Here is a 20388-nt window from a genome sequence, read left to right on the forward strand (position 1 = left end):
ACCTTTCACTTATGGCTGGTTGGTGCTCAATGAGGGTATCAGTTAACTCATTGAAAACATGGTGCCCCGAACAGGAATTGAACCTGTGACCTCACCCTTAGGAGGGGTGCGCTCTATCCAACTGAGCTACCGGGGCCAAGCGAGGAGAGTATCCAGGGAAACGGCTACCCGTGATCGGGTTTATTGGTATGTAGTCTGTCTAGCATAGCTGATAGGGCTTTGCGCGAAAAGAGGCTACCCTTGGCCATCACTGGCCGCTCAGCGCTGCCTCCGAGGCAAGATAAACATCAGAGGCAGGCTGATGCAGTCACGGCGAATGGCCGATACCCAGCTTAAGTGGCGGCCACTCTATTTGAAATTGCCGTTGACTATGCTCCGGCCAGGTTATTTCGACCAGGCGAACGCGACCCGAATCCTGCACACAGAGAGCTGTCGAAGCGCGAGTCCCATAACCTGGGGCGGTAATGAAGATCGGCGACAGCCAGCGTTCCCATTCTAAAGGGATACCGGTATCGGGCAATTGGTGATCGGGCGCGGGTTCCTGATCGCGTAACAGCCCCAATAGATCTTCCGGGATTGGCTCAGCGTGCTGATCAAGTATCTGACGTAAAGCGGTGCGCGCCCGCTCCACCTTTGGCCAGGGGGTATCTAGAAAATGATTACTAAGGCCGTATAGCCCAGGCTTTAGCTCGCGCGGCCGACCTTCATAATTGGCGTAATAAAACAACCCTTCGCTATCACCTAACAGCAGGTTAAAGCCGTTGTAAAGATTGGCTCGCTCGACTACTCGGTCGAGATACTGGCGGGCCGGTTCTGTGCAGCGCAGATAATCGCTCACGAGTTGCCCCCGCGAAGGGGCGTTCGGCGTCAGCCGGGAGGGGTCGCGGTAATTGGTCAGGGCTGCGAAACGGCCTGTCGTGGTGATGCCCAACCATGTACCACCACCTTGGATATCACGGCCGGCAATAATGTGTGGCGTATCTTGCCATTGAGCGAGCGGTTCGGTGGGGCGGTTGTAAAATTCATCTCGATTAGCTGCTATCAGCAGGGGATAGCCTGGCTGGTAGCGATAGGCAATCAGGATTAGGCACACGATCTTTCGCTGTAGTCGGCTATGGTCTCACCGGGTGCGTCAATTGCGGCGGGATCACAAAAGACTTTGATGATATCGATGATAATAGCCATTTTGATGAGTTGGGATAATGTGTCCGCGCGCATCTTCTGCATCACTTTGGCGCGATGTACTTCCACGGTTTTACGGCTCAGACTCAAGGTTTCGGCGATTTTTCGATTGGACAAACCATCGACGACTTGGCGCAACACATCCTGTTCGCGCGGTGTCAAGGTGTCGAATCGTCTCTGCAAGTCCTTGCGGCGTGCGTAGGTTTGGCGCCGTGCCTTGTCCTCAGCCAGCGCGCTGTGAACGCAATCCAGCAGTAATTGATCATTAAAAGGCTTTTCTATGAAGTCCATTGCGCCTTGCTTCATGGCAGCCACCGCCATCGCCACGTTACCATGTGCGGTTATGATGACAACGGGCGCATTAATTCCTTGATCGTGCAAATATTTTTGAGAGGTTAGGCTGTTGCGTCCAGATACTCGAATATCCAGCAGTAGGCAACCCGGAGTATCGGCTTGATACGCAACCAGAAATGCTGCCGCATCGGCAAAACCGAGCGCCCGTAATCCCACGGATTCCAAAAGACGGCGCAGGGTATCGCGGAGGGTTGAGTCATCGCCAACGATATAAACCAGCGGTGGGTCTTGTGTGCTCATGATATGCCGGCCTTGCTCTTGTCGAGACCTAAAGCGGAACAGATCGTTGCAGCGCGCCTGGCATTATTTTCGGTCCACTAGCGGTTATTGTGATCCTGGGCTGCCAGGAGAAAACCAGCGAATCCTGCTTGCACGGTTCGCTTGCGTGAGGTGAAAACTCGATAACGGCGATCCGGTGTCGCTGGTTTCCGCTGGCCGTAGTGTGATATGAATTCCCCGGTTATGCTGCTGCTCGCCGAAGAATTGCGGCATTTTTTACAGAGTTCCCGTGAAAGAGTCATTGTTAGGCTAATGATTCAATCGAAAAGAATCTCTTACGATGTCTATAGTTCAAGGTGGCTAAGCCCTTTGAAGCTATTGCATAGAATATATCGTGTGCCTGGAAATTTCGAGCAACCCTCAACGCCAGAGGAGAATCCCGCATGACCGCGATTGCTGCATCTGAAGAAGCCTTTGTATTGTGTCAAACCGACGGTGGAATCGTCACGTTAACTCTCAATCGCCCCAAGCAATACAACGCGCTCTCGCAAGCGATGCTGGCCGCGTTGCAAGCCGAACTGGATCGAGTCGCGGCCGATAAAACCGTTCGTGTGGTGGTGATTGCTGGGAGCGGCCCAGCTTTCTGCGCCGGCCATGATCTCAAAGAAATGCGAGCACATACCGACCAAGCGTTCCATCACGCCTTGTTCGCTCAGTGCGGACGGGTGATGCTCACCATCAACCGAATGCCGCAGCCGGTTGTTGCTCGGGTACACGGCATTGCTACCGCCGCTGGTTGCCAACTGGTCGCGGCGTGTGATCTGGCGGTTGCCTCAGATAACGCGCGATTCGCAACCTCTGGCATCAATGTCGGCCTGTTTTGCGCCACGCCAGGCGTTGCCCTGAGTCGCAATCTTGGCCGCAAACAAGCGTTAGATTTATTGTTGACCGGTGATTTCATCGACGCACCCACCGCCTTACAGCAGGGCTTGATCAATTGCGTTGCACCGTTGGATCAATTGGACGCCGCTGTTAGGAAATTAGCTGATTCTATTTGCGCCAAATCCCCGTTGGCCATCGCGATGGGCAAAGAATTGTTTTATCGTCAGTTGGAGATGGGTCTGGAAGCCGCCTATGCTTGTGCGAGCGAGACCATGGCTTGCAACATGAACAGTGAGGACGCCCGCGAAGGCATTGATGCGTTTATCGCCAAGCGTAAGCCTGAATGGAGAGGTTGCTGATCATCCGGCAATTCCATAGCTCGTTGATTATCAGATTAAGACCACCATCGGAGGACATTGCGCTATGAGCGCTACCGGCCATAACCCCTATGCTTTACATCTTGATCAAAATGCCGCCAATTTCGTACCGCTAACCCCGCTGACCTTCATTGAACGCGCTGCTGCGGTTTATCCCTATAAAATCGCCGTAGTGCATGGTGGTGTGCGTCGCAACTGGGCAGACACTTACGCACGCTGCCGACGGCTGGCCTCGGCGCTGCAACGGCGCGGCCTCGGTGTGGGGGATACCGTTGCGGCGATGCTGCCGAACATTCCGGAAATGTTCGAACTGCATTTCGGCGTACCGATGAATGGGGCGGTGCTCAACACGCTGAATATTCGGCTAGATGCCGAGGCCATCGCCTTTATGTTGGGCCACGGTGAAGCCAAGCTGTTGTTTACCGACCGTGAGTTCTCCGACACCATCGGCAAAGCGCTGAATATGATGGAACCCGCGAAGCGTCCGCTGGTGATTGATGTCGATGATCCAGAGTACATCGGCGGCCAAAAGCTGGGGCAATTGGATTATGAAGCGTTTATCGCTGAAGGTGATCCCGAATTTGCCTGGCAAAATCCGGCCAGTGAGTGGCAGGCGATTTCGCTCAACTACACTTCTGGCACGACCGGCAATCCCAAAGGTGTCGTTTACCATCATCGCGGCGCTTATCTGAATGCGATTTGTAATGCCATGGTTTGGGACATGGGCCTGCATCCAGCCTATCTATGGACCTTGCCGATGTTTCACTGCAACGGCTGGTGTTTTCCGTGGACTATCGCTGCGACCGTCGGCACCAACGTCTGTCTGCGCCAGGTCCGCGCCGATCTGGTGTTCGATCTAATCAAGAAGGAAAAGGTTAATCACTTCTGTGGCGCGCCGATTGTGCTGAACACGCTCAAGAACGCCCCGGATGAGATGAAGGCCGGTATCAATCATCGGGTCAAGGTGATGACCGCCGGCGCGGCGCCACCCGCCGCCGTCATCGAGGGCATGGAGCGGATGAACTTCGAGGTCACCCACGTTTACGGCCTGACCGAAACCTACGGCCCGGCAGTGGTGTGCGCCTGGCACGATGAGTGGAATGAGAAGCCTTTGGAAGAGCGAGCTGTTTTGAAATCGCGGCAAGGCGTGCGTTATCCGATGCTGGAAGGGCTGATGGTAGCGCACCCGCAGACCCTGGAGCCGATGCCGAAAGATGGCAAGAGCATCGGTGAAATCTTCATGCGTGGCAACAACGTGATGAAGGGCTATCTGAAGAATCCCAGCGCCAGCGAGGAAGCCTTTGAAGGTGGTTGGTTCCACAGCGGCGACTTGGCGGTCTGGCACGAGAACGGTTACATCGATATCAAGGACCGTTCCAAGGACATCATCATTTCCGGTGGTGAGAACATCTCCACCATCGAGGTCGAGGATGTGCTGTACCGGCATCCGGCGGTGCTGGAAGTGGCGGTGGTGGCCCGGCCCGACGAGAAATGGGGCGAAACACCGTGTGCCTTCGTGACGCTTCAGCCCGGCAAGGAAAATACCACTGAGGAGGAAATTATCGAGTTCTGTCGGTCGCAACTCGCCCGCTTTAAGGTTCCGAAGACGGTGGTGTTTGGGCCGTTGCCGAAGACCTCGACCGGCAAGATGCAGAAATTCGTCCTGCGCGAGCGGGCCAAGGTGCTTTAAGCGGATTTCCATGCACAAAAAAACCCTTCCCCAGGCAGGGAAGGGTTACGATCAGATCGCTAATCCGACTGAGTTCGGGCCAGCCGAGGTGTGAAACCACGACCGGATAGCATCAGACCCTCAGGATTGACCGACCGCCCGCCGCACTTCTTCCAGCGAGTTCGGATCGTCCAGAGTGGACAGATCGCCCGGATCACGGCCTTCGGCCAGTGCCTGAATCGAGCGGCGCAACAACTTGCCGGAGCGGGTTTTCGGCAGCGCGGTGACGAAATGGACTCGATGGGGTTTGGCCACCGCGCCCAACAACTCCTGCACCTTGGCGATAACTTCCTTCTCCAGTTTCTCGGTTACGCCGTCGGTGCTCAATTGGCTCGGGTCTTTCAAGCGGGCGAAGCCGACCGGCACTTGGCCCTTGAGTTTGTCGGCCACGCCGATGACCGCCACCTCGGCGATGGCCGGGTGGTTTTGGATGGCCTCCTCGATTTCGCGGGTACCCAAGCGGTGGCCGGCGACGTTGATCACGTCGTCGGTGCGGCCCATGATGAAGTAATAGCCGTCCTCGTCGCGCACCGCCCAGTCGAAGGAGCTGTACACCATCTCCTTGAAGGCGGTGAAGTAGCTCTTGACGAAGCGTTCGTCGTCGCCCCAGACCGTGGACAAGTTGCCCGGCGGCAGCGGCGGCACCACCACCAAAACGCCCTTCTCGCCTGGACCCACTTCCTCGCCAGTACCTTCGCTGATGACTTTGATGTTGTAACCAAAATTCGGCAGACCCGGTGAACCGAAGCGGTTGGGTTTCAGTTCCACACCGGGCAGATAGGTTAGCATCGGCCAACCAGTTTCGGTCTGCCAGTAGTGATCCAGCACCGGCCGGGCCAGACCATCATTGATCCAGCGCGAGGTCGGTTCGTCTAGCGGTTCGCCCGCCAAGAACAGATAGCGCAGCGTCGATAGATCGTACATCTTCATGTACTTGGGATCTTGCGACTTCAGTACACGCACCGCAGTCGGCGAGGAGAACATGGAGGTGACCTTGTAATCCTGCACGATCTTCCACCAGATGCCCGGATCGGGATTGGTGGGCAGCCCTTCGTACATGATCGTCGTGACCCCGTTGATCAGCGGCGCGTAGACGATATAGGAGTGTCCGACCACCCAGCCGATGTCGGAGGTGGCGAACATCGCCTCGCCCGGATAGCAACAATACAGGTGCTGCATGGTGGCGGCCAGCGCCACCGTGTAACCGCCGGTATCGCGCTGAACGCCCTTGGGGATACCCGTGGTGCCGGAAGTGTAGAGGATGTAGCTGGGTTCGTTGGATTCCAGCCACGCCACCGGCACTTCGGCGTCCATATGCTTGGCGCGCAGGGTGGCGTAATCCACGTCGCGGCCTTCGACCAGTTTCATCCCCTTGTCCAGACCCCGGTTGCAGATCAGCACTTTTTCCGGGGGGAATTTGGACAGGCGGATGGATTCATCCACCAGATGCTTGTAGGGAACAGGCTTGCCGCCGCGCATACCGGCATCGGAGGTGATCATTAGCTTGGGTTTGGCATCGTCGATACGAACTGCCAAATTAGCCGAGGCAAAACCGCCGAATACGACCGAGTGAATCGCACCGAGCCGAACACACGCCAGCATGGCGATGGTGGCTTCGGCGATCATCGGCATATAAACGATAACCCGGTCGCCCTTCTTGACGCCCAACTCTTGCAGCACCGCCGCGCAGCGGTTTACTTCGCGGTAGAGTTCCCGGTAGGTGTAGACCTTGGTTTCGTTGACTTCGGTGGAGATGTAAACCAGCGCCGGTTGATCGGGACGGTCTTGCAAATGCCGGTCAACGGCGTTGTAACAAAGATTGGTTTCACCGCCGACAAACCATTTGACGAAGGGTGGCTTGGAGTAATCCAGAATTTTCTGGGGCGGTTTGTGCCAATAGATTCTCTTAGCTTCCTCGCCCCAAAAACCTTCGGGGTTGTCAATGGAACGGCGATGAAATTCTTCGTGGCTGGTCATGCATAGCCTCCAGTTTGGTAGTTGCGGGTTATGTAACGACGTTAAAGATGTCGCTGCAAAAGTGTAGTCGTCCCATCGGGATTTTTCTGTATACCGCCCCCATTGCGTTGATGGGGGCGGTGTAGAGCGCCTTACTTGGCTTTCAGCAGATCTTCGACGCTGGCGCGTTCCTCGCGCAGTTCCTGCTCGGTCGCCTTCATCTTCTCGCGGCTGAACTCGTCAATCGCCAGGCCCTGCACGATTTGGTAGTCACCGTTCTTGCAGATACAGGGATAGGAATAGATCACCCCTTCGCCGATGCCATAGGAGCCATCCGAAGGTACCGACATGCTGACCCAATCGCCCTCAGCCGTGCCCAAGCTCCAGTCGCGCATGTGATCGATAGCGGCGGAAGCGGCGGAAGCCGCCGAGGAGGCACCGCGCGCCTTGATGATTGCTGCGCCGCGCTGCTGCACATCGGGGATAAAAGTGTTGCGATACCAGCTTTGATCGACCAGCCCGGTAGCCGCCTTGCCCTTGACCGTACACTGACTGATATCAGGATACTGGGTCGAGGAGTGATTGCCCCAAATGGTCATCTTCTTGATGTCGTTGACGTGCGAGCCGGTCTTTTCCGCCAACTGACTGAGTGCCCGATTGTGGTCCAAGCGGGTCATGGCGTGGAATTGGCGGCGATCCAGATCCGGGGCATTGCTGGCGGCGATCAGGGAGTTGGTGTTGGCTGGATTGCCAACCACCAGCACCCGCACATTACGGGCGGCGTAATCGTTCAATGCCTTGCCTTGCGGTCCAAAGATAGCGCCATTGGCCGTCAGCAGATCCTTACGCTCCATGCCAGGACCACGCGGACGAGCGCCGACCAGCATCGCATAGTTGGCGTCGGTAAAGGCGGTCTTGAGGTCGTCGGTAGCGACCACACCGGCCACGAGCGGGAATGCGCAGTCGTTCAATTCCATCACCACGCCTTGCAGGGCTTGCAAGGCTGGCGTGATTTCCAACAGTTGCAGGATCACCGGTTGATCGGGACCCAACATGCTGCCGGAGGCAATCCGAAACGCCATGGCGTAGCCGATGTTGCCGGCGGCACCGGTAATGACGACGCGGACAGGTTGTTTCATGCGTATGCTCCTTTTGACGTTAGCGCTGAGGTGAGTGAGGTTGATAAAACTTCGGTCGTGCGTTGGTGGCGCGTGCCCGAAGTGTGGAGTAGCGGCAATGGCTGGCTAAAGCCGCAAATTCGACCTGCCCGACGGGGGGCAGAAGGTGTGGACACATGGCTGGGCCAGGGGACGGCAAACGGGCGTCGGCGGTCGGGCAAGTGTTATCAGCGTTATGAATCAGGTGGATCGCCATGTTCCGCGCTGGCGCGGTCACCGGAGATGCAGGGCGGCCAAACGCTTGGCTCAAGCCTTGGATCGACAATCGGAACCGCAGCGATATTCGTTATGATTATGATGATTATGTCATGCGCCACTGCATGGATGAGTGAACAGCGGCTTGAGTTACCTTGTAAATAGTATCGTAGATCGCTGCGATTTGAAACGAATGCCATTACGCCGCAGGGGTGTCCTATGAGTGGTTCTCTCGCTACCGGTGCAGGCTATGTACTGACTGGCTTACGTTGGTTGCCCAAATCAGGGGTACGCGGTTTTATCGTGTTACCGCTGACGATCAATAGCCTATTGTTTGGCGGGGCGATCTGGTGGGGTATTCATCAAATAGAGCGCCTGAGTCAGATGTTACAACATTGGCTGCCAAGCTGGTTGACCTGGTTGCACTGGCTGCTATGGCCCTTGTTCATCGTGGTGGTCGTGATCGGGGTTTTTTACGCTTTTGCCCTCGTCGCCAACCTGATTGCCGCTCCATTTAACGGTTTGCTGGCTGAGCAGGTAGAAAAAATGCTCGATTCACCAGCCGCCCCCGTACCACCGCCCAGCGGTAGTGGCGGCTGGCGCGATCTGGTGTTATCTCCAGTGGCTGGCTTAGGCAGGCTCGTATATTTCCTGCTCTGGCTAATCCCATTGATCATCTTGTTATTCGTTCCAGTGGTTAATGTGGTAGCGCCCTTTGTCTGGCTGCTTTCCACGGCATGGACACTGGCGCTCGAATACGCCGATTATCCGCTCGGCAAGCGTGGGATGAGCTTTGAAAACCAGCGTCAGTTGCTGCGTCGCCATTGGCCGTTGACACTCGGCTTTGGTGGCATGACCCTGTTGCTGACGTTGACCCCGATCTTGAATTTCCTGGCGATGCCGGCGGCGGTTATCGGCGCGACATTGATGTGGAATCGAGAATTGGCAGATGGATCATGAGCCGTTACAGCGATTGGCGTGAAGGGCTGCTGCGGGGTCTGTACAACGTTCTGCTGTATCTGCTGCTGCCGCTGGTGCTACTGCGGTTGTACTGGCGCGGCCGTAACGAAGCCGGGCATCGGCAACGCTGGGGGGAGCGGCTGGGGTATATCCCAGCGCTACCGCAAGCAGGTTGCCTCTGGATACACGCTGTGTCGGTCGGTGAGGTGAGGGCGGCGTTGCCATTGATTCGGGCATTACGGGTACGTTATCCCGAAGCATCTCTGCTGGTCACCACCACGACACTGACTGGCTCCCGGCAGGTTTTGGATGCGCTGAATGGCCAAGTTCATCATGTCTACGCCCCTTATGATCTGCCTGGCGCGGTGCGGCGCTTTTTGCAGCACGTTCAGCCACGCCTGACGATCCTGATGGAAACGGAATTATGGCCTAACTTACTGCGAGGCTGTGCCCTGAGCGGGGTGCCGGTTTTGCTGGCCAATGCTCGACTCTCGGAGCGCTCGGCACGCGGATATCGTCGAGTACAACCACTGACTGCGGCGATGTTACGGGATGTGACGTTGATTGCTGCACAGTCCGAGGCTGATACCGGGCGCTTTCGCGCCCTGGGCGCACCGCGTGTGCGCACAGTCGGTAACCTCAAATACGACCTGGAGGTGCCGGATAGCCTTCTTGAGCAAGGTCGGGCGCTGCGGCGAGAGCTGTTCGGAGATCGGCGACCGGTTTGGATCGCAGCCAGCACCCATGCCGGTGAAGAAGAGCAAATCTTGCAAGCGTTTATGGCGGTCACTGCTCGCTGGCCGGATTTGCTGTTGCTATTGGTGCCGCGCCACCCTGAGCGCTTTGCAGCGGTCGCCGGTTTATGCGAGCAGCAAGGTCTAAGCTTAGTTCGGCGAAGTGAGCGGCGCGCTTGCCCGCCGGAGACCGCTGTTTTCCTCGGCGACAGTATGGGGGAGTTGTTGCTGTTCTACGCCGCCGCCGATCTGGCGTTCGTCGGCGGTAGCCTGGTGCCGACCGGTGGCCATAATGTGCTGGAGCCGGCCCTGCTGGGATTGCCGGTGCTGTTTGGGCCGCACATGTTTAACTTCAATGAAGCCAGCGAGCGGCTGCTCGCAGCCGAGGCCGCTTGGCAGGTGGTTAATGCGGAGGCTTTAGCAGTGGCGGTTGATCGACTATTGGCTGCCCCTGAATCGCGCCGGGGAGCTGGCGAACGAGGAAAAACACTGGTTGAACACCATCGCGGGGCGTTACGGGCTTTTTTGGAATCCATCCATCCCTTGTTGAGATCAAGGTTCGAGTGATCGAGTGAAAATGCTATCAGCTTGCTCAAAGGTGAGATTTATCTTCAGGTGTAAGGGTCTTACCCTAATCGAGCTGATGGTTGTACTGGCCTTGGTGGTCGCGGCGCTTACTCTGGGGGTTCCAACTTTTCAAGGTTTGGTACGCAATCAGCACTTAGCTACTGGGATAAATGAATGGGTTGCCGCCGCGCAACTAGCGCGTTCAGAGGCGATCAAACGTGGTGTGCGGGTGACACTGTGTAAAAGTGAGGGTGGCGCGAATTGTACCCATAAAAGTGGATACGAACGAGGCTGGATTGTATTCAGCGATCCCAACAACAACGCTACCGTGGATGCGGGCGAGGAAATAATTGGCGTCTTTAGGGAAATTGCTGGCAATTCTGGCATGACTTTAACGGGAAATTCACCGGTCGCCAACTATATTTCCTACACTGCTGACGGGGTTACCCGATTGATAAGTGGGGCATTTCAAGCGGGTACGCTGACTGCTTGTATGGCACCTAAAGCTCGCCAAATCGTAATTAATAGTGTTGGAAGGATCAAAGTAGTTGAGTCCATGTGTTTGTAGAAGCTAGCTGGTTGCTCAACTATTCACTGTCACCTGTATTGGTGACGGATTTTTGCTGGTCGGCTGCCAACGAATTGATTAAGAGATAAAAGTGCGCGAGGGTTATGATGTGCAGAACACTTCAAAAACTGGAATAAGCAGCTTGGCAAAGCTAAAGAGAATTGTAAAGTTAGCAAACAGAGCAGTGTCAGGTTTTACCTTGGTGGAAATCACAGTCGCCCTTCTGATTTTATCGGTTGGTTTGCTGGGCTTGGCCGGCTTGCAGCTCCATGCTTTGCAGTACACCCATTCCAGCTACCAGCGTACTTTAGTAAACATTCAAGCGTTGGATATGGTAGAGCGAATGTGGACCCATTTGGTAGAGCCGCTTGTGGAGTTGGAAGATTGGCGGAGATTAAATAAAACATCTCTGCCGGGTTGGAACGGTACGGTCACGGCGCTTGGTGGCCAACCGGGCGATTATGTAATTAATATATCCTGGGTTGACCAACGCTTTTCTGAACCTCAATCTTTTTCATTCTCTTATCGACTACGATTGCCAATAGTGAATTAACTATCGAGATATTATCTGGATTAATTTTACTAAAATGATGATAAAGATTTATTTAAAGCGCGGATTTTCCCTAGTTGAAATACTAGTCGCTTTATCTATAAGCTTGATTTTACTCAGCGGAATGATCAGTGTTCTGCTGAGTAGCAAACAGTCCTATTTAAGAAAAGAAAGTCTTAGCTATATGCAGGAGAATTTGCGAGTGGCATCAGAATTGCTGCGAAAAACGCTGAGTATGGCTGAATCAGTTCAACAGGGCAGTAACGAGAATCAGATTATTATTGATTACAGTGGTGGTAAGGGGGTTTTTAATTGCCTGGGACAGCCGGTTTTATCCGGTAAGGTTGTGAGCTATTTTGATGTCCAGAATAATTCTCTTTATTGTAGTTCGGCTTATCCAATAATATCGGGGGCACGACAACCGTTGGTGGATGGCGTCAGAACCATGCGGATTCTTTACGGCATAGACTCGAATGCGGATGGTGCGGTGGAGCGATATGTCAGCTCGTCGGTGGATTGGACTACCGTCATCAGCGCCCGTGTCACCTTAGAGTTGCTGGATTCAGCGGTGCAGCGACAGCCCGAAGTGACTTTAACCATAGGGATGCGTCCCCGTATTTTTGCCCGGCTGAAAGCAGACGCGCCGTGAAGAATCATCGCCGTCAGCAAGGAAGCGTACTGGTCCTCAGTCTGATCATTTTATTGGTGATGACTGTTCTTGGCGTAAGCGCCATGACGGATTCCGGTTTGCAGGAACGGATGGTAGGCAATCAGAAACGTACCATTGAAGCCGCTTTGGCGGCGGAATCGGGTGCGGTAACAGCAATGCAGTGGTTACAAGCGCATCCGGAACAATGGGGTGATCTACAGGCGTGGAAGTCAGAGGCTCAGCTACCGGCCGAGCTGCCACACGTTCCAAATTTTAGTGATAACTCAGTCTATTGGATCGAAAGTATCCGTTTCGTTGGGGATACCGCAACCATTGTCAGTCGTGGAGGGATCTTAGTAGCCGACAAAATCTTCGCGCAAAGTACATTAATAGTGATCTTGCAAAGGGGGTATGACAAGTTGGATTTGGTTGTCAACGCGGACGGGGCGGGGAAAATAACCCATGATGATAATAAAGGTTTCAGTAGCCAACAAGGCATGTCATCCGACACCAGTACCATAACTGGAACCACCAGTGTGGCTGGGCAACCAACTGGAATCGTGGCCGAAAATAGTCGTGATAGAAATCGTAAGGTAGGTTCGGATAGCGCGGCATTTCTAGCAAGGATGAAAACCAGAATTATTGCCTGGCGGCCGTCGACTGCGATCAGCTCTACGAAAAATGACTCGGAGTAGGTGAAGATCGGTTGTGTTCTTGATTGTACTGAGCTGCCGCGAGATGTGCGGCAACGATTGCTCGACCGCTTGTCGGGTCGGAACGACCGTTCGTCTGTCGGTTTTGTCAAGCAAATCCAGAGCGTGTTTAACTCTCTCCAAGTCGGTTTTTTAACGTCCAGTTTTGAGGGATGCCGTGCTCATTCTAATAACAGCCAAATCTTCATCGCCGCCTAGGAAAAAGAGCGGTGGTTTCACCCTCCTTGAGCTGATGGTAGTGGTGGCTATTGTGGCCATCTTAATTGTGGTGGTCCTGCCTGGCTTTAAAGAGTTTTTTATAAAAAATCGCCTGACAGCCCAAACCAATGATTTTGTTACTGCTATCTCGCTGGCTCGTAATGAGGCAATCAAGCGTGGCCGACCAGTTTGCTTGGTTCGTACCAATACCAATTGGGAGATGGGCTATCGAATCTTTGTCGATAAGAGCAAGCTTACAAACTTATCTGCTGATACTGATGCTTGCAAGACAGATAGTGCTACAGGCTGTGCTTTAGGTGATGCCTCTTGTGAAATTTTTGTGCAAAATCAGGAATTGACTGGTGGCAATACTTTACGTACCGGTTCTGGTACTTCTAGTGGCTCTTATGGATTATGGTTGCGATTTAATTCGATGGGAGTCGTGGTAGATAGAAAAAATGCGGGAATAAATGGTGATTACAGGCTGTGTCGTTCCGATAAGATAATCAGTAAATCTAATCTTATAAAGATTTCTGTAACGGGATTTCCGATTTCAACGGTGGGCACTACTCAATGTCCATAAATCATTGTATCTATAAAAATTTATTATTTATCAGGCGGCAGACTGGTTTTACGTTGTTGGAAGTTTTAGTCGCCTTAGTCATTATTAGCATTGGCCTGTTAGGTGTAGCAATGCTGCAAATGAATGGCTTAAAAAATAATCACAGTGCCTTCTATCGTAGCCAGGCAAGTATCTTAGCTTATCAAATGCTCGATAGTCTGCGAGCTAACCGTAAAGAGGTGGACAGCGGTAACTATAATATTAAATTGACCGATAGCGATCCTTCAGGTTCGGCTATTTATGTTACGGATATTGTTAATTGGCGTACCGCACTTGTGCGCTCACTACCATCAGGAAAAGGTGCAATTGATTATCAGAGGAGCACTGGGGTGGCCCGCATTACTATTCAGTGGGATGATAGTCGTGGATCGACAGGCGGAGATACCCAACAGTTTTTTATGGAAACCCAATTATGTGATGTTGGTGGAGCCTCTTGTCAGTAAAAGCTGCTAATTTTTAAGTCGATTTTTTATGGGAAATTTTATGAGAAATTGTCATTATAATTCGTTGTCCACAAGAGCAGCCATGAAAGGTTTTTCGCTTGTGGAAATTATGGTGGCTCTGGGGATCAGTTTATTTATTCTTGCCGGAATTGGCTATGTCTACACAAACAGTAAGCAAACCTACCGAGTGCAGGATCAGTTATCACGTTTACAAGAAAATGGACGTTTGGCTTTTGAATATTTAACCCGTGATATTCGCATGGCGGGATATTGGGGGTGTGGAACATCGGGAATGGATTCGGATATTCAATACATTCCACCAACCCCTCCCGGAAAATGCGATGCGCCACCTAGAGGCCGGGTGACTAATACTCTCACTGATGCGGCCACTAGTCCATATAATTTTGGCCGCTATATCGAAGGTTTTGAAAATGTCAACGATACAACAACGTTTGCTATCTATCCGAATGTTCAGCCAAAAACAGATGTGGTCGTATTACGTGGTGCAGATTCACTAGGTTTGCGTGTGACTAAGCATGCGGGAGGAACTCCACCAGGATCATCAGACATTAAGGTAAATGATGCCTCCCAGATTTTTGAAGGCGATATTCTTATGGTAACTGACTGTAGTACCGCAGGCGTTTTTCAAGCCACTAATGTCAATAACAAGAGTAACGTAGTCCACAATACAGGCAATGTAGGTGGTTCAGGAGATAAGATTGTTCCCGGTAATAGTACCAATGATCTCTGTAAAAACTATGAGGGCGGCGAAGTGTTTAAGGCATTTAGTCGTGGCTATTATATTGGTAAATTAGATAGTGCGAATAAACCTACCAGTGCTGGGCGTCCTGCTTTATTTCGCGCTAATTTTAGTGTTAGTCAAGAGCTGGTGCCAGAAGTTGAAAATATGCAAATTACCTATGGAGTCGATACTAATGATGATTATTTTGTCGATACTTACCTGGCTGCGGATCAGGTAAATACTGCAAATCAATGGGGGAAGGTCAAGAGTGTGCATATTGAATTATTGCTCGTTTCGACTGAGGATAATATCACTTCTGGTAATGTAAGCTATCGATTTCCAACCAACGCATCAAGTGACACTGTTGCGAAGGACCGTCGCCTTTACTATGTTACCAGCACCACCATCAGTATCCGTAACCGCGCGCAATAGAATGCAAAATGCCATGTTAAATAGATTTTCATTATTGTCTTCAGGGAACCGACTCTATCGGTCCCATTTTATATCGCCCTATCAAACGGGATCGGTTCTTTTCGTTGGCTTGGTGTTTTTGGTCATTCTGACTGCACTCGGTTTAACCGCAATGCGGGTTTCTACTCAGCAGGAACGAATGGCCGGCAATATGCGTGATCGCAGTCTTGCTCTGGAGTCCGCTGAATCCGCAATGCGCGAGGCAGAGCGGAAAATTGACGACGACGCTCTGTCATTAGCATTCTCGGATGATCTCGCCTCCACTGCCTCCTCAGGCAGCACAGGTTTGATAGGCCCCTTATGCGAAGCGGGCGATCCGCGCCGATGGCAGGATCAGGTGGGTACGGCATCTGACTGCTTTCAATGCACGCCCAGTAAAACCAAAACCACTTCGATGGATTCTACCAGTGCTGGTAGCCAAAGCTATGCGTGTCCAGATACCGGCGCTTGTTGGATCTGTGGCAGTTTTAGTTGGAGCACACATTCTATGAAGCATGGTACTGCCAATTACGGTACTACACTCAAGTATGTAGGAACAACAACCTTACCGAACGCTGCTCGGTACGTTATTGAGGAGTTAAAAGCACGGGTTAAATGCAGCGATGATCTTTCGCTTGATGCCCGTCGGGGTGCCGAGTGTGTGTTGCCAGTACGCCGCATAACGACCCGAGGTACAGGTGTGGCAGGTGGCGGCGGTACTGATACCGCTGCCGTAGTTATTTTACAAGAAACTTATTTCCCGACCAAATAAGATTGGGTGGTTAGCTATGAAAAAATACGATAGCTTTTTAATCGCTTTAACGCTGGGGATGCTGCTGGGTTCTCCAGTTGCCCACACCCTTTCTATTTCGGATACACCGTTATTTCTGAATATTTCTGCACCGCCTGCGGTTTTGTTCAATCTCTCAGTAGAAGGACCAATGGGTGGGCCGGCTTATTCGGGAACCTACAGTGATCTCGAAGAGTATTTGGGTATTTTCGATGCTAATACATGCTATACCTATAATAATAGCGGTGTGGGTGCTCCAAATATGACGGGCCGCTTTGAACCCGTGACCTCTGGAGTTACCAGCCACTCGTGTAGCACAGGCTGGAGTGGTAATTTCCTTAATTGGGCAACGATGCGTTCCATCGATATGATGATTTGGAATCTGACAGGTGGAAATCGGGTTCGAGATACCGCCGGCGCTTCAGCCGAGACAGTACTGCGAGCTGCTAGAAAGACTGGCTATTTCACATCGCGCACTCTTACGATACCAGCGGGAGCAGCGCCTGTTACAGGTTCTCAAACTATTAACTACACTACTGATTATGGGTTTACGTTTGCTTCGGGTGATAGTTACAACATTCAGGTGCTTGTTTGTAAGAAGGCTACCAGCCCTACCAGCCCTAGGCCTGAAAGCAATTGCACGGCCTATACGGATAATGCAACAACGCCTAACACCTACTATAAACCGGAAGGTCTTATACAAAAAAATGCAGAAAAAATGCGCTTTGCACTGACCAGCTATACACTGGATAGTACTCAAAGTCGCGATGGTGGTGTTTTACGCTCAAATATGAAGTATGTGGGCCCACGTAAGTGGGACGATACCGACCGTGCCTGGATAAATAACGATGCTAAGGAATGGTGGGGTACCAGCCCTGTAACAGGAGCTAGCAATGCGGCCTGTAATTCTCCCAACCCAACAACTCCCGGTGTTTTGATCAGCAACCCGGAGTTATGCAATCAAGATTCAAATCTAAATGTCCCTGCGTCTAAAAACCTTAAGAGTGGAGTGATCGCTTATATCAACCAATTCAGCGATCAGGGCTACAAGAGTTACGATCCGGCTGGAGAACTATTCTACGAGAGCCTTAATTATTTTCGTAACCGTGGCCCGACACCAGAATATTCTGAGAGCGATACGGCTAATAACCGTAATTTGACGGCGATTACACGTAGCAATACTGATGGTCGAATGGGTGGTTTCTGGTTTTACAACCAAAATAGCGAATGGAAGGACCCTATGGTATATAGCTGTCAGCGCAATTTTATTATTGGTATTAATGATGCTAATCCTTGGCTCGACAAACGGCTGCCAGGAACTTACTTTACCGCAGATAAGATTGACGATGATAATAATTGGCGAGGGACTGCGGCTTGCATCAGTAGTGGTGCTTGTAAAGTTACTGCCGGCGATTACGGTGAACCATCCCGTTCAGATAGCATCAATGTGACTGATCTAACGAATCGAGTTGGTGCCTTGGAAGGATTGAATAATTTGCTTTGGAGTGCGTCGGAAACACCGAATTACTACTCTGGTATTGCTGTTAATGGAGTTTCGGTAACCAGTACGATAACCGATCCGATTCGCGGCATCCTTTGGAAAAAAGATGCAGTAGGTGGCTCGGTAGCCGCTGTCGGTGGTAATGGTACGTTCGATAACAGTTGTTCTGCTAAAACCGTTACAGCTTTGGGTCAAGTGATGGGTACATGTCCCTATCCCACCAAGCAAAACAGTTACTATATTGCTGGTTTGGCTTATTGGGCGAACACTCAGGATATCCGGCCCGATTTGGCCGGCAAACAAACGATCAATACTTTCATGATCGACTCGCAGGAACCTCAAGTGGGCAGTAACATTCTTGATGGGCCTCGCAACATGTTGTGGCTGACTGGCAAATATGGAGGTTTTGTTGATAAGAATAATAATGGCATACCTGATTTGGCTGAAGAATGGAATAAAGCTAGAGATGGTATACCAGACAACTACGTTTTTGCCAGCAACCCGAAAAAGCTTAAGACAGGCTTAGAGACAGCTTTTAGCAATATTACCGATTTATCCGCCACTTCGAATGACGCCTCATCTTCGGCGGTGGCTGCAAATTCTACCCGGCTTGATTTAGGCTCGATCATTTTTCAGATGAAGTTCAGTCCGGGAGACTGGAGCGGGGAAGTCATTGCGGAAACACTAAACAAAGACGGTACAATTAATAAAGTCGTGTGGGATTCATCGTATGCTAACCCTTCAAGTCCCTCTAGCCCCACTCTTGGTCGGCTCACTGCATCTGGGGCGGCAACTCGCCAAATGTTTTCCTGGAACCCGGACACCAATACTGGTTCTCTGTTTAAATGCAGCGGCAGTTCATCGGGTAGCACCTCTTGGATGGACCCGACAGTAACCAGTGTGCCCGATAATGTTAATTGCTGGCTGACGTCGGCGCAACGCACCGCATTGCGTGAAACATCATTGGTAAATCCATTGCCAAGTGATATTTACTGGGATGATCTACTCAAGTATTTGCGCGGCGATCCGACCAATGAAACGGATGGTTCGGGGAGAAAATCATTCCGCTATCGGCCTGTCACCTTGGGCGATATTGTCAATTCCGACCCTCTTTTCGTGGGTGATGAAAATCTCGGTTACGATGTGTTGCCGGAAACGGACGGTGGCGGGTCAATCTACGCTGCTTACCGCTTTACCACTGAGTCGCGCCAGAAGATGTTATATGTTGGTGCTAACGATGGAATGTTACATGCTTTTGATTCTACGACGGGTACTGAGCTGTTTACCTATGTACCCAATGAGGTCATTTTAGATTCAAGTAACACGCCACGCATGAAACAACTCGCTGCCTTGAACTACTCCCACAAGTTTTTTGTGGACGGCAGCCCTAACTTTAGCGATGTTTATGTGAGTACCAATACAGGTAGCGCCTGGAAAACTTATTTAGTGGCAAGCCAGGGAGCAGGTGGGCGCGCTATTTTCGCGCTCGATATTTCGGCAGAGACCAGTGGAACCAATATTGATAAAGTGGTTATGTCAAAAGATAAAGTATTGTGGGAGTTTGGGCCCAAATCAGACCCCAGTACGACCACTTCAAAATCTTCAGAAATTGGCTATGTTCTTTCGCAACCGGCCATCGTGCGTTTGCCCAATAAGCGTTGGGCCGCTATTTTCGGTAACGGTCCTGGCGGATCATCGGGCCAGGCTAAACTTTTCGTTCTTTATTTAGATGCTAAGGTGAGTGATACCGGCAAATGGGAGCTTGGTAAGGATTATCTGGTTTTTGACACTGATACTACAACCAGCAATACGAGCATTACTGGCAACGGGTTGAGCGGCGTATCGGTCGCTGGAGATACTTTCCTAACGGCTCAGACCGTCTATGCGGGCGATCTGCTGGGTCGGATGTGGAGGTTCGATCTATCCGGGATAAACGCCACTAACATTACTTGCAGCGCGAGTGCGAGTTGTGGCACCGGAACTAAGATATTTGCGGCGCCGGCTAGTCAGCCGATTACGACCGCGCCGGCCGTTGGCAGCAATTCAAAATGCGGCTTGATGATTTATTTTGGTACAGGTAAATACTATGAAAGCGGCGATCAGGCGAATACTGATTTGCAAACGCTATATGGTATCTGGGATCAGCCAGGTCGAGTATTGCCTTTGTCGAGAGATGATCTTTATCAATATGAAATTGATAATCAGGGTACTACCAGTGGTACTGATTGGCGGGTAATCGCTGACAATAATAGTACGAAAATCAAAGATCTTTACGCCCCATCCAGCACCAATGGCAATCCGGATGTTTGCAAGGCAACCAAGCCGGATGCGCCTAAAAAGGGCGGTTGGTTTATTGATTTGAAGGTGAAAAATACGACAGTCAATACCGGCGAGCGTGTGACGGCACGTACTCTGCTGCGCCACGGGCGAGCTATTTTTACCACGCTTGAGCCCTCCAAAACATTTTGTGAAGGTGGTGGTAAGAGTTGGGTGATGGAAATGACTGCCGAAACGGGCGCTCCGCTGAGCTATGGCGTGTTTGATATCAACAAGGATAATATTATCAATTCTACTGTGACAGCTACAGCTTGTGGTGATTGCGTTGTCAATAGCGCAGGAGTGCCAGTTTTAGCAAGCGGTGTATCAACCGGTACTATGGGTATCATCAAGACGCCTACAGTACTCACAGCGGGTGGTTTGGAATACAAGCTAGGCAGTGGTTCCACTACTGGAGAATTGGTGGTGATTAAGGAAAAAGGAGCTACTGCCCCCCGTGCTTCGTGGCGACAGCTACAGTAGACGAGGCAGTTCAATTAATTGTAAAGGTTA

The 20388-nt window shown here is 51.7% G+C and carries 18 protein-coding genes and 1 tRNA gene; 14 read left to right on the plus strand and 5 right to left on the minus strand.

The window, feature by feature from the left end; translation table 11 throughout:
- Positions 1-59 precede the first annotated feature (59 nt).
- The 3 genes from BN873_RS14420 to BN873_RS14430 form a co-directional block, all read right to left on the minus strand.
- A tRNA-Arg gene (locus BN873_RS14420) sits at positions 60-136 on the minus strand.
- Between the two features lie 171 nt (positions 137-307).
- Complete coding sequence (locus BN873_RS14425; RefSeq protein WP_048675124.1) at positions 308-1093, minus strand: NRDE family protein; 786 nt, start codon at positions 1091-1093, stop codon at positions 308-310.
- Positions 1084-1776, minus strand: coding sequence for a response regulator transcription factor (locus BN873_RS14430; protein WP_071244295.1), 693 nt, complete (start codon positions 1774-1776; stop codon positions 1084-1086). Before BN873_RS14430 ends, BN873_RS14425 begins: the two co-directional genes overlap by 10 nt.
- 422 nt (positions 1777-2198) lie before the next feature.
- Between BN873_RS14430 and BN873_RS14435 the strand changes: the two genes are divergently transcribed.
- Positions 2199-2996 (plus strand): enoyl-CoA hydratase, encoded by a 798-nt coding sequence (locus tag BN873_RS14435; RefSeq protein WP_048675127.1) that lies wholly within the window; start codon positions 2199-2201, stop codon positions 2994-2996.
- Between the two features lie 64 nt (positions 2997-3060).
- Positions 3061-4704 (plus strand): acyl-CoA synthetase, encoded by a 1644-nt coding sequence (locus BN873_RS14440; protein ID WP_048675130.1) that lies wholly within the window; start codon positions 3061-3063, stop codon positions 4702-4704.
- 120 nt (positions 4705-4824) lie between these two features.
- On the opposite strand, the gene BN873_RS14445 is transcribed toward BN873_RS14440, so the two are convergent.
- The gene (locus BN873_RS14445) at positions 4825-6720 is read right to left on the minus strand and encodes a propionate--CoA ligase (RefSeq protein ID WP_048675133.1); all 1896 of its coding nucleotides are present in this window, start codon (positions 6718-6720) and stop codon (positions 4825-4827) included.
- A 131-nt stretch (positions 6721-6851) separates the two neighbouring features.
- Entirely contained in the window at positions 6852-7838 is a 987-nt protein-coding gene (locus tag BN873_RS14450; protein WP_048675136.1) for a malate dehydrogenase, read from the minus strand.
- 233 nt (positions 7839-8071) lie between these two features.
- Here BN873_RS14450 and BN873_RS20480 point away from each other — a divergent pair, with 233 nt between their 5' ends.
- The 12 genes from BN873_RS20480 (at position 8072) to BN873_RS14495 (ending at position 20358) form a co-directional block, all read left to right on the plus strand.
- Positions 8072-8209 carry a hypothetical protein gene (locus BN873_RS20480; RefSeq protein ID WP_171820490.1) on the plus strand — a complete coding sequence of 46 codons (138 nt, stop codon included), beginning with the start codon at positions 8072-8074 and terminating at the stop codon, positions 8207-8209.
- 82 nt (positions 8210-8291) lie between these two features.
- Positions 8292-9032, plus strand: a complete 741-nt coding sequence (gene cysZ / locus BN873_RS14455; RefSeq protein WP_048675139.1) for a sulfate transporter CysZ — start codon at positions 8292-8294, stop codon at positions 9030-9032.
- On the plus strand, positions 9029-10333 hold the full coding sequence (waaA, locus tag BN873_RS14460) for a lipid IV(A) 3-deoxy-D-manno-octulosonic acid transferase (protein WP_048675142.1): 1305 nt from the start codon (positions 9029-9031) through the stop codon (positions 10331-10333). The genes cysZ and waaA overlap by 4 nt, the downstream gene beginning before the upstream one ends.
- Positions 10334-10343: 10 nt before the next feature.
- Complete coding sequence (locus BN873_RS14465; protein WP_048675145.1) at positions 10344-10901, plus strand: GspH/FimT family pseudopilin; 558 nt, start codon at positions 10344-10346, stop codon at positions 10899-10901.
- Positions 10902-10992: 91 nt separating this feature from the next.
- Positions 10993-11454, plus strand: coding sequence for a type IV pilus modification protein PilV (gene pilV, locus BN873_RS18885; RefSeq protein ID WP_171820491.1), 462 nt, complete (start codon positions 10993-10995; stop codon positions 11452-11454).
- Positions 11455-11488: 34 nt separating this feature from the next.
- On the plus strand, positions 11489-12100 hold the full coding sequence (locus tag BN873_RS14475) for a PilW family protein (protein WP_048675148.1): 612 nt from the start codon (positions 11489-11491) through the stop codon (positions 12098-12100).
- The gene (locus tag BN873_RS14480) at positions 12097-12795 is read left to right on the plus strand and encodes a pilus assembly PilX family protein (RefSeq protein WP_048675151.1); all 699 of its coding nucleotides are present in this window, start codon (positions 12097-12099) and stop codon (positions 12793-12795) included. Before BN873_RS14475 ends, BN873_RS14480 begins: the two co-directional genes overlap by 4 nt.
- Positions 12796-12970: 175 nt before the next feature.
- Entirely contained in the window at positions 12971-13594 is a 624-nt protein-coding gene (locus BN873_RS19640) for a GspH/FimT family pseudopilin (protein ID WP_171820492.1), read from the plus strand.
- Complete coding sequence (pilV, locus tag BN873_RS14485) at positions 13585-14076, plus strand: type IV pilus modification protein PilV (protein WP_048675155.1); 492 nt, start codon at positions 13585-13587, stop codon at positions 14074-14076. The genes BN873_RS19640 and pilV (BN873_RS14485) overlap by 10 nt, the downstream gene beginning before the upstream one ends.
- Positions 14077-14158: 82 nt before the next feature.
- Positions 14159-15250 (plus strand): PilW family protein, encoded by a 1092-nt coding sequence (locus tag BN873_RS14490; RefSeq protein ID WP_048675160.1) that lies wholly within the window; start codon positions 14159-14161, stop codon positions 15248-15250.
- A 1-nt stretch (position 15251) separates the two neighbouring features.
- A complete protein-coding gene (locus BN873_RS19645) occupies positions 15252-16040 on the plus strand; it encodes a pilus assembly PilX family protein (RefSeq protein ID WP_171820493.1) in 789 nt (262 codons plus the stop codon).
- 16 nt (positions 16041-16056) lie between these two features.
- Positions 16057-20358: a pilus assembly protein gene (locus tag BN873_RS14495; RefSeq protein WP_082161312.1), complete on the plus strand. Its 4302-nt coding sequence runs from the start codon at positions 16057-16059 to the stop codon at positions 20356-20358.
- Positions 20359-20388: the final 30 nt, after the last annotated feature.

The organism is Candidatus Competibacter denitrificans Run_A_D11 (genome assembly GCF_001051235.1).
GTDB lineage: Bacteria > Pseudomonadota > Gammaproteobacteria > Competibacterales > Competibacteraceae > Competibacter_A > Competibacter_A denitrificans.